Origin of the sequence: Shewanella halotolerans (assembly GCF_019457535.1) — a bacterium.
Classification (GTDB): domain Bacteria; phylum Pseudomonadota; class Gammaproteobacteria; order Enterobacterales; family Shewanellaceae; genus Shewanella; species Shewanella halotolerans.
Genome location: NZ_CP080417.1, coordinates 1,892,736 through 1,908,702 on the forward strand (window position 1 = coordinate 1,892,736; position 15,967 = coordinate 1,908,702).

Genomic DNA, 15,967 nt, shown 5'->3' on the forward strand with positions numbered 1-15,967 from the left:
ACTCTCCATTTAACTCTCCACTTAACTATCCAGTTAACGCGCCATTTACTATCCAGTTAACACCTAGCTTGTGCTAGAATCCGCCGCCTAGCGAACAGATTTATTTAAACGTGAGTAATTAAACATGAGGACAGGTATTTCATGCGCGTAGCATTAGGTATCGAATATGATGGCAGCCGTTATTTTGGCTGGCAACGTCAGGCCGAGGTGGACTCGGTACAAGCCCAGCTCGAGAGAGCCCTATCTTTCGTTGCCAACGAACCTATTTCGATTCAATGCGCCGGACGTACCGACGCGGGCGTTCATGCCACGGGTCAGGTGGTGCATTTCGAGACCAATGCCGTGCGTAAAGAGAGTGCCTGGACATTAGGGGTCAATGTCAACCTGCCGGATGATATCGCCGTGCGCTGGGCCAAGGATGTGGATGACGAGTTCCACGCCCGTTTTACCGCCACCGCCCGCCGTTATCGCTACATGATCTATAACCATCAGTTTAGACCCGGCATTCTCCGCTCTGGCGTGAGCCACTATCCGGGGCAGATAGATGAGAGCAAGATGCATGAGGCGGCCCAGTATCTGCTGGGTGAGCAGGACTTTACCAGCTTTCGCGCCATTCAATGCCAGTCAAACACCCCGTTTCGCTGTGTTCACGAGGTCAATGTGACCCGTCAGGGCATGTATATCTGCGTCGACATCAAGGCCAACGCCTTCTTGCACCACATGGTGCGTAATATCGTCGGCTCCCTGCTCGAGGTGGGCTATGGCCGCCAACCCGTGAGTTGGATTAAGGAGCTGCTGGCGCTGAAGGATCGCACTCAGGCGGCGGCGACCGCTAAACCTAACGGTCTCTATCTGGTGGATGTGACCTATCCCGAGCACTATGCCTTGCCTAAGCTGGCCCTGGGGCCACTGTTTATGCTCGACTAAACCCAAATAACCAAGATCCTGAACAACAACAACAACAACAACAACGACACTGAATAACAAAGAGTTAGAAAGATTCTGATATGACGCCTGTACCCAACGCACAATCTGGCCTTAATGACTGGCTGAATCATCTGATGGCAATTCATCCCACAGAGATAGATATGGGGCTTGGCCGCGTTGCGACCGTCGCCAAGGTCATGGGGCTCGATAGCCTCGAGGGCACCAAGGTGGTGACCGTCGCTGGCACCAATGGCAAGGGAACCACCTGCGCCATGATAGAAGCCATCATGAGAGAAGCCGGGCAGCGCGTCGGAGTCTACAGCTCGCCTCATATGCTCAAATACAATGAGCGGGTACGCATCGATGGGGTGGATGCCGGCGACGAGGCGCTTATCGAGGCGTTTTGTGCCATAGATGCCGCACGTGGCGACACCTCGCTGACCTTCTTCGAATATGCCACCTTGGCCGGACTCTACCTGTTTAAGCAGGCGAAACTGGATCTCGTATTACTCGAGGTGGGGCTGGGTGGACGCCTGGATGCCACCAATATTATCGATGCCGATATCGCGGTGATCACCGCCATCGACATCGACCATCAGGAATACCTGGGCGATACCCGGGAATTGGTGGGCCGCGAGAAGGCGGGGATCATGCGCGCGGGCCGTCCCGTGGTGATAGGCGACCCAGACTTGCCGGTAAGCGTTGTTGAGTACGCCGAGTCTATCGGCGCCAAGATGGTAAGGGTGAATCACGAATTTAGCTACCAGGCGAGCGAGACTGAGTGGTGCTTTACCTTAGGCGAAACCATACAGCCGCAGATCTCACTGCCTAAGCTCTCAATAGAAGGGCTGCCACTACCTACCCTACCGTTAGCCAATGCGGCAACCGCCCTGGCTGTGGTGCAGCAATTGCTGGCAGAGCAGTTTGTGACAGCAGCGGCTCGCACATTTATCGATGCCGGGCTAAGCGGGGCTAAGTTAACCGGTCGTCTGGAGGTGGTCAGCGAGCAGCCTAAGATCATCTTAGATGTGGCCCATAATCCCCATGCGGCGGCCTATCTGGCCCAGCGACTCGAGGCTTACAAGGGTAAGCGTATCTTCGCCCTGTGCGGCATGTTAAAAGATAAGGATTGCCGCGCGGTGCTCGGCCTGCTCGAAGATCAGATCCACGCCTGGTATCTGACGGACCTTAACTGTGAACGCAGCGCCAAGGCGCAAGACTTGCTCAGCTATCTGAGTGGCGATAAAGCTGCCTATGGGTTTGCCTCGGTTGAGCAGGCATACCGGGCGTTAAAGCCAGAGATTGGCCAATCCGATGTGGTAATTGTGTTTGGCTCCTTTTACACTGTGGCAGAGTTTAAGCAATTGGACCTAAGTTAAATGCAGGTGGATGAAGTAGAAGTCAAACAAGAGAAGGTATCGAGCCAGTTTCAAAACCGTCTGGTGGGCATCATAGTCTTGGTGGCCCTGGGGGTGATCTTTTTGCCCGATATCTTAGATGGTAAGAAGCAGCATCAGGAAGAGCAGTTTGCCGAGATCCCACTGCGGCCCCAAGCCGAGTCTCGCCTCGAAGAGCTGGAGAGCATTACGGCCATCGACCTGAGTGATCAGCAGGCTCAGTTCGACAACCAGGTGAGCGCCCAGAATGATAGCGCCAGCCAAGCCTCAGCCGAGCAGCAGGGGGTCAATGATGGCGCGCAGGCGAAAACGGACGCCTCTAATACTGACGAAGCTAAAACCAGCGAGCCTAAGATAAGCCCAGCGAAAGTCACGCAAGCTAAGGCTACTGAATCTAAGGTTGAGGTCGCAAGCTCGGCCTATACCCTGCAACTGGGCAGCTTTAAGAATGCGGATAATGTTAACGCCCTGGTCAAGCGACTGCGAGGCGAGGGCTACCGCGCCTATACCGTGCCGAAAAAGCCGGTGGATGGTCAGCTGACTAAGGTGTTCGTCGGCCCGGATATCTCCAAGAGCAAGCTACAGAAGTTGCAGACCAAGCTGGATAAGTTTACCGGCCTCAAGTCGGCGGTGGTCGATTATAACCCACTGCTGTGACCCAGCTCATTTGATCATACGCCCAGGCTTCGTCCTGGGCGTTTCTGTTTGTGGGTTCTGGCCAAAATGGCTTTAGGGCAGAACTCAGTGTCCGTAATTGCGGATAAACTAAATCACTTTTAAATCAGGCTAGGGGGTGAGAATGTCTTCAGTCTCTGGTAAAATCCCGCCGTCTTAATGCTAATGCTGGATCACCTTATTCAATGGTTTGGATCGATTATGCCATTATTGCGGTTATCGCAATCTCGACTTTAATTAGTCTGCTTCGTGGTTTCGTTAAGGAAGCCATGTCACTCGTGGTCTGGTTTGCCGCCTTCTTCGTGGCGAGTCAATTTTATGAAGATCTCGCCGTCTACCTGACCCAGATGCAAGATGAAATGGTGCGTAACGGCATCGCCATCGCCATCCTGTTCATCTCGACCCTTATTCTCGGTGCCTTAGTCAATTACCTTATCGGCCAACTTGTGGTCAAGACGGGCCTGTCTGGCACAGACAGGGTACTGGGCCTCTGTTTTGGCGCCCTGCGCGGTGCACTCATCGTTAGCGCGATACTCTTTTTCCTGGACGCCTTTACCGGGGCGCCCAAGACAGACTGGTGGGCCAGCTCGCAACTGGTTCCCGAATTCGGAGTGGTTATCCAGTGGTTCTTTGACTACGTGGAAAACACCTCAAGCTTTGTACCTAAAATATAAGAATGCGTAAGCATAGGCGCGCCTTAACCTCAGGTCATGGCCGCAGATAATAATTATCAGAACATCTTAAAATGAGGAAACCTACCCATGTGTGGTATCGTCGGAATAGTTGGCCGAACATCGGTTAATCAGACAATCTATGATGCACTCACAGTGCTACAGCATCGTGGCCAAGACGCCGCGGGCATTGTCACCGTTGATGGCAATGCGTTTAGATTGCGTAAGGCCAATGGTCTGGTAAAAGACGTATTTGAACCTAAGCATATGCAGCGCCTGCAGGGCACTGCCGGCATAGGTCACGTGCGTTACCCAACTGCGGGTAGCTCGAGCGCGTCTGAGGCGCAACCTTTCTATGTTAACTCTCCTTTCGGGATCTCTCTGGCGCACAATGGCAACCTGACCAACACGGTCGAGCTGCACGAGCGTCTGGTGAAGCAACGTCGTCACGTGAACACCACTTCAGATTCTGAAGTCCTGCTTAACCTGTTGGCCGACGAGCTGCAACACACCAAGAGCCAGTACCTCACTGCCGACGAGGTGTTTGAGGCGGTCACTAAGGTACATGAGTTGACACGTGGCGCCTACGCCGTGGCGGCGATGATCATCGGCCAGGGCCTGGTGGCGTTTCGTGACCCTTACGGCATCCGTCCACTGGTATTGGGTAAGAACGAGACAGAGCAGGGCACCGAATATATGGTGGCCTCTGAGAGCGTGGCGTTAGACGCCGTAGGTTTCGAGACGGTACGTGATGTCGCTCCAGGCGAAGCCATCTATATCTCGTTAGATGGTCAGCTCTATACCCGTCAGTGCGCCCAGTCGCCAAGCTATTCACCTTGTATCTTCGAATACGTTTACTTCGCCCGTCCAGACTCGACCATCGACAAGGTGTCTGTCTACGGCAGCCGCGTCAACATGGGCACCATGTTGGGTGAGAAGATCAAGAAAGAGTGGGAAGATCACGATATCGACGTGGTGATCCCGATCCCTGAAACTTCATGCGATATCGCCCTAGAGATCGCCCGTAACCTGGACCTGCCATACCGTCAGGGCTTCGTGAAGAACCGTTACATCGGCCGTACCTTCATCATGCCGGGTCAGCAGGAGCGTAAGAAGTCGGTTCGCCGCAAGCTAAACGCCATCAACGCCGAGTTTAAGGGCAAGAACGTGCTGCTGGTGGATGACTCTATCGTGCGCGGTACTACCTCAGAGCAGATCATCGAGATGGCCCGCGAAGCCGGTGCCAAGAAGGTTTACTTCGCCTCGGCGGCCCCTGAGATCCGTTTCCCTAACGTCTATGGTATCGACATGCCGACCTCGAGCGAGCTGATCGCCCATGGTCGCGACGCGGAAGAGATCAACAAGCTGATTGGTGCCGATGGCATCATCTTCCAGGATCTGCAAGATCTGATCGAAGCCGTACGTCAGCAGAACCCGGACATCAAACGTTTCGAGACCTCAGTATTCGACGGCAATTATATTACCAACGACGTGGATCAGGCCTATCTGGATCACCTGACCCAGCTGCGTAACGACGATGCCAAGGCTAATCGCATCAAGGATATCGGCACTAATTTAGAGCTACATAACGTCTGTCATCCCTAAGGGATAGCACATGCGTCAGCTAAAAACCGACCCCTAGTGGTCGGTTTTTTTATGGGAGTGGTCGGTATTTTTATAGAAGTGCTCGGTTTTTTTTATGGGGCATTTTGCTACATATCTTCCCATGCGAGAGCAATTAAATACCTGATAGCATGGTGTTTTAATGCTTTAGTGCTATGTTTAATGAGTGAAAGTATTAAGCCTCGAGCCTGCCGTCATCCCTAGGAGTGATAAATGAAACACTTGTCCATCAGTACTAAGTTGCTTTGGATCACCTCAGCGCTATTTTTGATCATAGTCGCCATCCTCTCCTTCAGCCTCTGGTGGTCGCTTAGTGATAAAAACACGCAACTGGCAGGCCAGGTGCAAAGCGCTTTGCATGATGAGACCCGCCAGCGCCTCAGCGCCCGGGCCGGCGAGTACGGCGAGCGGGTGGCGGGTTTTATCAACGAGGCCTATCGAATCCCCTTTTCGTTTGCCGGCATGATAGAGCAGAGCGCGGCTAGCCAGCCGTTATCGAGGGAAGGGGTAGAGGAGTCGGTGGCCGGTGTGCTGCGAAAGAACAGCCAGCTCTCTTCTATGTATGCCCAGTTCGAGCCCAACGGCTACGATGGCCGCGACGGCGACTATACCCAGCAGAGTAGCCACAGCGTGCCTGAGGTAGGTACCCTGGAGATCTATTACACCCGCAGCGACGATGGCAGCGTCGAGCATCAGCAGGTGGATGACGCCAGCGAGAAGTATGATGCTACCCTCAAGGAGTTTGGCGTACGCGAGGCCGAATGGTACCTGTGCGCCAAGGACACTAAGCAGCCTTGCCTGATGGAGCCCTACCTATATGAGATCAGCCCGGGCAACACGGCGCTGATGACCTCCTTGACCGTGCCTGTGGTGGTGAACGGCAGCTTTCGCGGCGTAATCGGCGTGGACGTTAATCTGCCTGTGTTTCAGAAGCTGATCGACGAACTCTCGGCCAGCCTGTATCAAGGTAAGGCCAAGGTGACCCTGCTGAGCCAGAAGGGCTTAGTGGTGGCGGCCAGCCACTATGATAAGAAGGCGCGTCCACTGGGCGAGTCTATCGCCCCGTCACTTGCCAGTCAGTTGACCGGGCTGCATCGCCAGGGCGGTTACCTAGAGCAGGGGGATAACATCATAGTCGCCTATCCCATCGAGATCCCGCTCGCCAAGGCGCAGTGGTCGCTGGTGATAGAGGTGGCCAAGGCCGACGCCTATCAGGCGGCGAATGCCATGGATCAGGCGATGTCCGCCATGGCCAGCTCTCTGGGCAGCCTGCTGCTGATCGTAGGCGTCATCGTCTCACTGATCGCCGTGGTTACCATCAGCCTGGTGATCCGCTCTATTGTCGCGCCGCTTAAAGTGATTCAGAGCCGGGTGGAGAACTTAGCCAGCGCCGAGGGGGATCTGACCCAGCAGGTCACAGTGGAGTCCCACGCCGAACTCATCGCCCTGGGCGGTGGCATCAACGGCTTTATCAATAAGTTGAGGCTGCTGATCGGCGAGCTGAAGGAGCTAGCGTCACGCTCGCAGGCCGAGAGTCAGGTGGCGGCGGAGATAGCTCTGCAGACCCACAACAGCGTCAATCGTCAGTACAGCGATATCGAGAGTGTGGTGACCGCGGTTAATGAGATGAGCGCAACGGCGCTCGAGGTGGCCAAGGCGTCTGAGCAGACGGCGTCGGAAACCGAGGCGATGACCCTCAACGTCAAGGCAGGTGAGGACAGCCTGAGCCAGGCCATGGGCTATGTGACTCATATGTCTCAAGAATCCCTGCTAGCGAAGGAGGCCGTAGGTAAGGTGGCGGAAAGCAGCACCAATATCAGCAAGATCCTCGAGGTGATCAGCGCCATCGCCGAGCAGACCAATCTGCTGGCACTTAACGCCGCCATCGAGGCCGCCCGCGCCGGTGAACAAGGCCGGGGCTTCGCCGTGGTCGCCGATGAGGTGCGTGCGCTGGCCTCCAAGACTCAGAGTTCGACCGATGAGATAGGCAAGTTGATCGAGGCGCTACAGCGAGAGGTCAACAGTGCCTCGCAGATCATCGATCAAGGGGTGGATGGTGCCCAGCGCGCCGTGGCCCAGACAGAGTCGGCCCTGAGTTCACTCAACACCATAGTGAATCAAATTCAGGAGGTTTCCAGCCAGGTGACCCATATCGCCACCGCGGCCGAGGAGCAGAGTGCCGTGACCGAAGAGGTCAGCCGTAATATCACAGGTATCTCAGATTCCGCCTCCGAGCTGGCGAGACTCGCCGACGAGGCCCAGCAGAGCAGTGCCAGCCTGGCGGGCCTGGTAGAGCAGCAACACCAGCAGCTGGGCAAGTTAAAGACCTAGAATGTCTTGGCATTGCGATAGGGCGTCTCCTGGGAGGCGCCTTTTTTGTGGCCAGATGGCAGCCGCATCGAATGCACGGTTGTGGCTGTGGCTGTGACAGGGGCCGCGGCCGCGGAAGAGCTAAGTTTTAGCTTAGAGGGGCAAGCGCAGGTTAGCGATCACACCGGCATGAGCAAACCCTGGCTTACCCATACCATTAGCCAGAGGCCGAAGAGTAGTCCAAGGGCCGGTCTATGGTGTGCGCCATGGCGGGCGAGGGCAAACAGGGTGCCTGCGCAGCTTAGCAACAGCAGCGCGCCAAACAGCATCAGGGGATCCAGTCGCCAGGGTAATGCTAAGTTAGGCATTAAGAGCAGAAGCAGCGCCGTCGTTGTCAGCGTGGCATAGAGTAGCAGGCGCTCGGGTCGGTAAGGGGTTTTGAGTCGTATGTGCATATCAACCTCCATAGAATGGCCTTAGACTACTCTTTAATGAGAATTATTCTCAACTAAATTTACACGTAAGCATAAGATTGCCTTTCTGTATTTGCGCCAACGCTGCGAGTGGTTTAAAGTTACTGTTAATTTATACAGTGATTTGATGTCAGCATGATCTTATACATAGCAGAGAAGCCCAGCCTAGGGCGCGCAATCGCCGATGTGTTACCTAAACCCCATAAGAAGGGCGAGGGCTATATTACGGCGGCCAACGGCGACACTGTCTCCTGGTGCATAGGCCACCTGCTGGAGCAGGCCGAGCCCGACAGCTATGATCCCGCCTTTAAGTCCTGGTCGTTCGACCACCTGCCCATAGTGCCGCAGCAGTGGAAGATGACCCCTAAGAGCAAGACTCGGGGTCAGCTCAGCGTGCTGAGAAAACTGGTCAAGCAGGCCAGTCAGCTGGTCAACGCCGGGGATCCCGATCGCGAAGGTCAGCTGCTGGTGGATGAGGTGATCTCCTATCTGGGGGTTAAGGGCGACAAGCTCGAACAGACCCAGCGCCTGCTGGTGAGCGACCTCAACCCCCAGGCCGTTAAACGTGCCTTGGGGCAGCTGCGTAGTAACCGAGAGTTTATCCCCCTGTCGACCTCGGCGCTGGCACGTTCTCGCGCCGACTGGCTCTATGGCATGAACATGACCCGCGCCTATACCTTGCAGGGGCGCAAGGTGGGCTATCAGGGAGTGCTCTCTGTCGGTCGGGTGCAGACGCCCCTCTTAGGCCTGGTGGTGCGCCGCGATGAGGCGATTGAACACTTTGTCAGCAAGCCTTTCTATGAGGTGCTGGCCAACCTCTACACCCAAGAGCAGGCGCATTTTAAGGCCAAGTGGCGCCCCAGTGAGGCCTGCCAGCCCTATATGGATGAGGAGGGGCGGGTGTTATCTAGGCGCCTGGCGGAAAATGTGGTGGGGCGGATCACAGAGCAGAGCGCTCGGGTGACAGATCTGCAGGCCAAAGACAAGCAGCAGGGGCAACCCTTACCCTATAATCTGTCGGCGCTACAGATAGATGCGGCCAAGCGCTTCGGCATGAGTGCCAAGGCGGTGCTCGATACCTGTCAGTCCCTGTATGAAAAACATAAGTTGATCACCTATCCACGCTCAGATAGCCGTTATCTGCCCAAGGAGCAGCTGGCCCTGGCGCCTAGCGTTATCGATGCCGTGCTCAAGGGGGCGGGTGAGCTTACGGCTCAGTGCGCCGCGCCAGATCCCAAGATAGTCTCCAAGGCCTGGAACGATGCCAAGGTCGATGCCCACCACGCCATAGTGCCCACAGAGAAGGTGGCTAATCTGAGCGCGCTGACTCAGGCCGAGAAGCAGATTTACCTGCAAGTGGCCCGTCAATATCTGGCGCAGTTTTACCCTGTCTATCGCTACCATGAGACTCAGGTCGAGGTGGAGATCGCCGGCGGGCATTTTCATACCAAGGCCAAGCAGGAGATAGCCCCCGGCTGGAAGCAGCTGTTCCCCAAGCGCGCCGATGACAAGGCAGATAGCGAGGGCTATGAGGCGCTGGCTCAGCTGCCGCCGCTGCATAAGGGACAGACACTGCATTCGGGCCAGGGGGAGCTTATCGAGAAGCAGACCCAGCCGCCCAAAGCCTTTACCGATGCGACCTTACTTAGCGCCATGACGGGGATCAGCCGCTACGTGACCAACCCAGAGATCCGTAAGATCCTCAAAGAAACGGATGGCCTGGGCACGGAGGCGACCCGCGCTGGGATTATAGAGTTGCTGTTCAAGCGTGGCTTTCTGGCGCGTCAGGGGAAGTCTATCGTCTCGACCCCGGTTGGCCGCGGCCTCATCAACAGCCTGCCGGAATCGGCCACCACGCCGGATATGACGGCGCTGTGGGAGAGTCACCTGGATGCCATCAGCCGTAAAGAGGCCAAGTACCTAAGCTTCATGGCGCCGCTAGTCGAGTCGCTCAATGGGCTTATCATGCAGGCCGGTGCCCAGCTGCCCAAGGCCTTGCAAGGTGTCGAAGCGCCTAAGCGTTCGTTTAAGAAGCGTGGCTATGGTAATCGACGCGGCGGTGCGACAGGCGTTAAAGGCAAGGCTAGCGGGGCGAAAAAGACTGCGACTAGAGCCGCGGCTAAGGCAAAGGCCTAAATAAGAATCTGAGCAAGAGATAAGGGCATAAGCAAGGGCCTAAGCAAGGGCATAGGCAAGGGCCTGAACGCATGGAAGCTTAAGCGACTCAGACCCTTGGAGTGGGACGTTTAACGTTTTATCAGCTGTATGGCATAGCCGCCGTTGGCCGCCATGTTGAGATCTAGGCTGTCGCCCTTGGTAACGGTTTTCTTGATCAGCTTATAGTCTTCGGCGAAGTTACCCGCGTTGATGCCATCTTGCAGCAGCTGCATCTCATACTCACCATCTCCCAGAAAGTCCAGGTTGATCCGCTGGCTTCTCGCCTGGGTATTGGTCATGGCGCCTATGTACCAGTTATCACCTGCGCGTCGCGCTATGGTGAAATACTCGCCTATGCTGGCATGCAGCACCTTGAAGTCATCCCATACTGTAGGAATGGCGGCGATGAAGCGCGGGATCTCAGGCTCGGCGCGGTAGCTGGTGGGAGTGTCGGCGAGCATCTGCAGCGGACTCTCGTAGATCACATACATGGCGATCTGCTGTGCCCGGGTGGTGAGGCTCATGGGACGAGACCAGACCTTGTTGAAGTTCTTCTGCTGGGCATTGGCCATGGCGCCCGGGGTGTAATCCAGCGGACCAGCTATCATGCGAATGAAGGGCAGATGCAGGTTGTGGGTCGAGGTTACCTCAGACCATTTGTTATTTTCCAGTCCTCTAACCCCTTCGCGGGTCATCACGTTGGGGTAGGTTCTGTGGATCCCCGCAGGCTTGTAGGATCCATGGAAGTTGACCATTAACTTATATTTGGCGGCCATGGCAGCGGCGCGCCAGTAAAAATCCACCCGCTTGATGCTGTCGCTGTCCATGAAGTCTATCTTGACGCCGTTGATCCCCCATTTGGCGTAGAGTTTAAACGCCTCTTCCAGGTTCTTGTCCAGCGCCGAGTAGGGCACCCAGAGTTGCACCCCGACGCCTTTTTCCTTGGCATGGGCGATGATCGCCTGCATGTCTATGCCTGGCAGCACGGTAAGCACATCTTCCTGTGATGACCAGCCATCGTCGATAAGGATGTTTTCGATACCAAAGTCGGCGGCAAAGTCGGCGTAGTATTGGTAGGTCTCGGTATTGATCCCCGCCTTGAAGTCGACCCCCTTGAGGTTGTTCTCGTTATACCAGTCCCAGGCGATCTTGCCTGGCTTGATCCACGAGGTGTCTTCGATGCGCGACGGCTCGGCCAGGGTATAGCTTATCTGGTTGTCGAGCAGCTCGGCGTCGCTGCGGGCGATGGCCAGGATGCGCCAGGGATAGCTGCGAGACTTGCTGACCACGCCATAGTCCTTTGTGTACTGCTCATCTTTATCCAGCTCAAATGGGTGCACGCCATAGACATTGCCATCGCCTTTGCCCCTTAGCCAGAGACCGGGATAGCTCTGCAGATCTGTCTCGGTCAGCAGTACATTGACGCCATTGACCACAAACAGGGCTGGCAGGCTACCCAGCTCGTCCTTGTCTATCCCCTTGGCGGCGATGGGGGTGAATCTGGGCTGGGTGGCGCTGGCAAACTTCTTCTCGAAGGGGAAGTAGGCGAAGGCGCCCTTGGCGAAGTTAAACTCGGCCTGCTCAGAGGTGAGGGCGCTCTTGCCAGACTGCTGGGCGCTGAAACGATAGGCGACCCCTTCGTCGAAGGCGCGAAACTCCACCCGGTAATTATCTTTAAAACTCAGGCTCAACTGGTTGTATTGGTTGTCTATCTTGGCGGTACGCACCTTGACAACCGGGGTGAGCTGCTCTGAGATGGCACTGTGTTTGACCTCAACAACCTGAGGCGCGTTGCCGAGGGCCGTGCCATCGGCAAAGGTCATGGCGATGTGTGATGGGGCCAAGATGGTCTGGCCGTCGACGCTGACGCGATAGCTAAGTTGCTCCTCGGCGATGACATCGACCAAGATGCTTCCATCCGGGGAGCTGAGTTGATAGGTCTCGCCCACGGCCAGTGCGCTGGGAAGCGTTAGCACTCCTGCCAACATCAGCTGCTTATACGCCTGGGGCGCCGTCAAAAAACGCTGCAACATGTTTCATTACTCCTGATTCATACGGGGAAATTCCCGAAGGTAAGTCATTGAAGCATGTCGATTGACGCCCCGGCGCATGAAAATGGGGCTAATGTTTCCCGAAAAATAACCTTATATCTGGCCTCGTTTGATCTGCCAATGTTTGATCCACCATAAAGGGATTTAGCTGGATTAAAATGTCATAGAAGTTAAGCCGTCCACTGTCGATATGCGTTGAGCGTGTGCTAGTCATTCTAAGGAATTTCCTTAACATCATCGATATAGCTGAGAGCGCTGTCTGCGCAGGCAAATGAAGCTGCCTAGGCGAGTTGGCGTTTAGGGTTTTAAAGGCGCTTCTCGTGCAAGCTCTCCCCTTAGATGGTGGTGGTTTTATAGCAATGACTATCTAAAAACTAAGTCATAGAGTTTGGCTCATTCAAGGCCTGTTTAGCCTAAAAGTCGTTTGCGAAAAAATTATAGATTATTCATTAATATCAGTTTGATAAACTAATTTTCTCGGCGAGAACTGGGCATAAAAAAAGCCCATCACCTAGTGGTAATGGGCGAACAAAACGATTGCTTAAATTGTCTTTGAGCGAATCATTTAACAAGGGAGATTAAAACTTGAAGCGAACCCCCGCACGATAGCTACGACCCCAGCTGGAGATATAGTCTACGTGGTTCTTGTCCCCATTCAGGTACTGCACGTAATCGGGGTCAAGCAGGTTGTTGGCCTCGAAGGTGAGGGTGATATTGTCTGTGACGTCATAGCCCACCTGCATATCCAGCTGGCCCCATTCGTCGACCTGTAGGGTCTCTGAGGTCCAGTCGTTGAGGGCATTTGACCAATACCACTGCTTGCCCAGGCTGTACTCGGAGCGATAGTTATAGGCCACATTGACCTTAAGCCCATGATTCTCGTAGAAGGCGACCACATTGTACTGATGATCAGACAACCCCTTGAACGGCAACGGCTCGCCATCCTCCGTATATTCACCCGACTCGCTGTTGTTATAGGTATAGTTGGCCTGCACACCGAAGCCTGCGAGGGCATCAGGCAGGAAGTCGTCGAAGGTCTGGAGCCAGTTCAGCTCATAACCCCGGATACGCGACTGGTTTTCATCGTCGTTGTAGGGGCGGGTGACCTCGAAGCTGGCGCCATTGATGGTTTCCCGCGTCGGCTCGTAGATCACGAAGCCATGCAGCTCCTTGTAGTAGAAGGCCAGGTTAAGGGTGCCGCTGTCGCTGTAGTACCACTCAAGCGTGGTATCGAGCTGATCGGCATAGTAGGGCTCCAGGCCGGGATCATTCTCATAGATGAAGTTTTCCGGCGGCGTCTTCTCCTCGTTCTGCCAGATAGAGGTAACCGGCGACAGATTGGTTAGCGGCGGACGAGAGATCGCCTGTGACAGCGACAGACGCCAGACCAAATCATCGGTTAGCCCCAGCTTACCGTTGAAGCTCGGCAGTAGCTTGTTGTAGTTGCCTTCAAACTCCACCAGGCCGACGGTATCCACCGCGTCGGTAAACAGGCCGTTTTCATCGAAGGCGATGTTGGCCGGATCCTGAGAGTAGCCCCAGGAAGTAACGGTAGTGTCTATATAGCGCAGACCGAAGTCGAGCATGTAGGGCATGCCGGCAATCTCATCTTCGAGGATCAGCTCGGCGTAGGCGTGAATGGTCTCCTCTTTCACCCCATAGGTGTTGCCGCCGGTGAGGTTAGGTCTGGGCACCAGGTATTGGTCGAACGCCTCGCTGTCCAAGGATCTGTAGTAGTCGAACAGTCCGGGAATGTTGATCCCCGCCCAGGTGTTGGGCAGGTTGGCGTTTGAGCTGCCCATGAAGTCGTCGAAGTTGCCCGGATTGAGCGCTGTTGCTGGTAGCGGCCCCCATAGGGTGTTGCCGGCGATATCCACCTTCTCGCTATCGGGGGCGTTGATCCACTCGCTCTCTGTGGTGCCGTTACGGAAGGTGTAGGCGCTGGGATTTTCCTGGCTCCAGTAGGTCTTGCCCTTGTCCTGCATGTTATAGCCGGTGCCGAACAGCACCTTGCTGATGATGCCATCGTCCGGCTCATAGGTGCCATTGAAGTTGAAGTTACCCGTCTTGTCCTTCACCTTGTCGCCGTCGATGCGGGCATACCAGGCGCCATAGTCGATACTCTCATCCAGCACGGTATCGCCGAAGGAGATGTCGGGCACCTGCTCGCCGTTGTCCCAGTTGACCGTGAGGGTGTCGATGGCGGTACGCACCACCACCCAGCTGACCGCCGCCGAGGCATCTTCTGCCTCAGAGTAGGCCAGGTCGACGTTAAAGTTAAAGTTGTCCCAGATGTAGTTGAGGTTCAGCCCCACCTGCATGGCATCGCTGTCGCGGGGATTTTGAGATTCCAGCAGCTCGGCGATGGCGGGGGAGTCCATGTTGCCTGGCTCACCGATTGTGATGCTGTTGGTGTGACCATCGGCGCCAAACTGCACATCCTGAATGTTATCCAGGTTGGTGCCCTCAAACAGGGCCAGGGAGATCATGTTCCCCGTGGATTCAATCTCATACTTGGTATAGAGGGCGTCGAAGTTGATGTCCAGGTTCGGGGTCGGACGCCACTGCAGGGCCAGCGTACCGCCGCTGCGCTCGCGCTGATCCGTACTTACCATGATGTTAGGCCAGCTGGGGAAGCGGCCCGATACGTTAGGATCGCCATTTGGCATCAGCTCGGCCTCGCTCCACTCGTTCCAGCCCCACTGGGCGCTGTGGCTGTCGAAGCGGGTGAAAGAGGAGGTGTGGTTGGCGGAGATCAAGATCCCCAGCTCGTCGTCGTTAAAGGTCTCGCTGATCAGCAGCGAGGCCTGGGGATCTGTCTCCCCGGCGCGCTCGTTATAATAACCCTCGATAGAGCCGGCTACCTTACTGCCCACGTTGAGGGGCTTGAGGGTGTCGATGTTGATGATGGCGCCTATGCCGCCTTCGGGCAGGGAGGCCTGCTGAGTCTTGTTGACCTGAATGCCGCCAATCAGCTCGGCGGCGATCAGATCAAAGTTAAAGTCGCGCCCGACGGTTTCCGAGGCGATCTTTCTGCCGTTGAGCGTAGTGACGTTGTAGTCGCCGGATAGTCCGCGCACGGTCACGCTCTGCCCCTCGCCGCGTAGGCGGTTAACACTCACCCCAGGGATGCGCTGCATCGCCTCGGCGACGTTGCTGTCGGGAAATTTACCTATATCTTCGGCGACCAGGGCGTCGACCACGTTGTCGGCTTCCTTCTTGATCGACTGCGCCTCTTTCAGACTGCTTAAGATCCCCCGCACCTCGATGACTTCCATCTCGGTCTCATCATTCTGTTGCTTCTCTTCGTCGTCGGCCCCGTAGGCGGGAAGTGAAGAGGCCAATGCAAGGCTAATCGCAAAGGCAAGATAATTTCTTTTCATAGTATTCCCTTCGTGTTTTCAGGCTTTTTGAGCCTTATTGTTTGGGCTGAATTAATTCTTATCAGGCTCAATAAACTAATTTTTGAAATCAGTTCACCCTGATATTTATATCCCCGAGACTGGAGGGGAAACTTCCCGAAATAGTGCCTATGATTTCCAGAAAATATCCTAACGAATATTTAACATTAGGCGCTTTCATGCTCGCTACTTGAGTAAGTTTCACTCTGAACCTTCCTGAAAATCAGGTATAACTTCCCGAAAAATAACTTATGTTTGTTAATCAAATGTATTTGGGTTAGG

At 55.2% G+C, this 15,967-nt stretch carries 10 protein-coding genes; 7 read left to right on the forward strand and 3 right to left on the reverse strand.

The genetic code is table 11. The features are described from left to right. The first annotated feature begins 141 nt into the window (after nucleotides 1-141). The 6 genes from truA (at nucleotide 142) to K0H81_RS08180 (ending at nucleotide 7,624) form a co-directional block, all read left to right on the forward strand. Nucleotides 142-927 (forward strand): tRNA pseudouridine(38-40) synthase TruA, encoded by a 786-nt coding sequence (gene truA, locus K0H81_RS08155; protein ID WP_220042702.1) that lies wholly within the window; start codon nucleotides 142-144, stop codon nucleotides 925-927. 80 nt (nucleotides 928-1,007) lie between these two features. Further along, nucleotides 1,008-2,306 carry a bifunctional tetrahydrofolate synthase/dihydrofolate synthase gene (gene folC / locus K0H81_RS08160; RefSeq protein ID WP_220060508.1) on the forward strand — a complete coding sequence of 433 codons (1,299 nt, stop codon included), beginning with the start codon at nucleotides 1,008-1,010 and terminating at the stop codon, nucleotides 2,304-2,306. Continuing rightward, the gene (dedD, locus tag K0H81_RS08165; protein WP_220060509.1) at nucleotides 2,307-2,981 is read left to right on the forward strand and encodes a cell division protein DedD; all 675 of its coding nucleotides are present in this window, start codon (nucleotides 2,307-2,309) and stop codon (nucleotides 2,979-2,981) included. A 203-nt stretch (nucleotides 2,982-3,184) separates the two neighbouring features. Further along, entirely contained in the window at nucleotides 3,185-3,673 is a 489-nt protein-coding gene (locus K0H81_RS08170; RefSeq protein ID WP_011866100.1) for a CvpA family protein, read from the forward strand. A gap of 87 nt (nucleotides 3,674-3,760) precedes the next feature. Then, nucleotides 3,761-5,275, forward strand: coding sequence for an amidophosphoribosyltransferase (gene purF, locus K0H81_RS08175; RefSeq protein ID WP_011866099.1), 1,515 nt, complete (start codon nucleotides 3,761-3,763; stop codon nucleotides 5,273-5,275). Nucleotides 5,276-5,506: 231 nt separating this feature from the next. Continuing rightward, nucleotides 5,507-7,624 (forward strand): methyl-accepting chemotaxis protein, encoded by a 2,118-nt coding sequence (locus tag K0H81_RS08180; RefSeq protein WP_220060510.1) that lies wholly within the window; start codon nucleotides 5,507-5,509, stop codon nucleotides 7,622-7,624. Nucleotides 7,625-7,782: 158 nt separating this feature from the next. Here K0H81_RS08180 and K0H81_RS08185 read toward each other — a convergent pair whose 3' ends face one another. Next, nucleotides 7,783-8,058 carry a hypothetical protein gene (locus K0H81_RS08185; protein ID WP_220060511.1) on the reverse strand — a complete coding sequence of 92 codons (276 nt, stop codon included), beginning with the start codon at nucleotides 8,056-8,058 and terminating at the stop codon, nucleotides 7,783-7,785. A 153-nt stretch (nucleotides 8,059-8,211) separates the two neighbouring features. On the opposite strand from K0H81_RS08185, the gene K0H81_RS08190 reads away from it, so the two are divergent. Beyond that, nucleotides 8,212-10,212 carry a DNA topoisomerase III gene (locus K0H81_RS08190; RefSeq protein WP_220060512.1) on the forward strand — a complete coding sequence of 667 codons (2,001 nt, stop codon included), beginning with the start codon at nucleotides 8,212-8,214 and terminating at the stop codon, nucleotides 10,210-10,212. A 110-nt stretch (nucleotides 10,213-10,322) separates the two neighbouring features. Here K0H81_RS08190 and K0H81_RS08195 read toward each other — a convergent pair whose 3' ends face one another. Together K0H81_RS08195 and K0H81_RS08200 are read right to left on the reverse strand one after the other, a co-directional pair. Continuing rightward, a complete protein-coding gene (locus K0H81_RS08195) occupies nucleotides 10,323-12,266 on the reverse strand; it encodes a glycoside hydrolase family 97 protein (protein ID WP_220060513.1) in 1,944 nt (647 codons plus the stop codon). 596 nt (nucleotides 12,267-12,862) lie between these two features. After that, nucleotides 12,863-15,667, reverse strand: a complete 2,805-nt coding sequence (locus tag K0H81_RS08200; protein WP_220060514.1) for a TonB-dependent receptor — start codon at nucleotides 15,665-15,667, stop codon at nucleotides 12,863-12,865. Nucleotides 15,668-15,967: the final 300 nt, after the last annotated feature.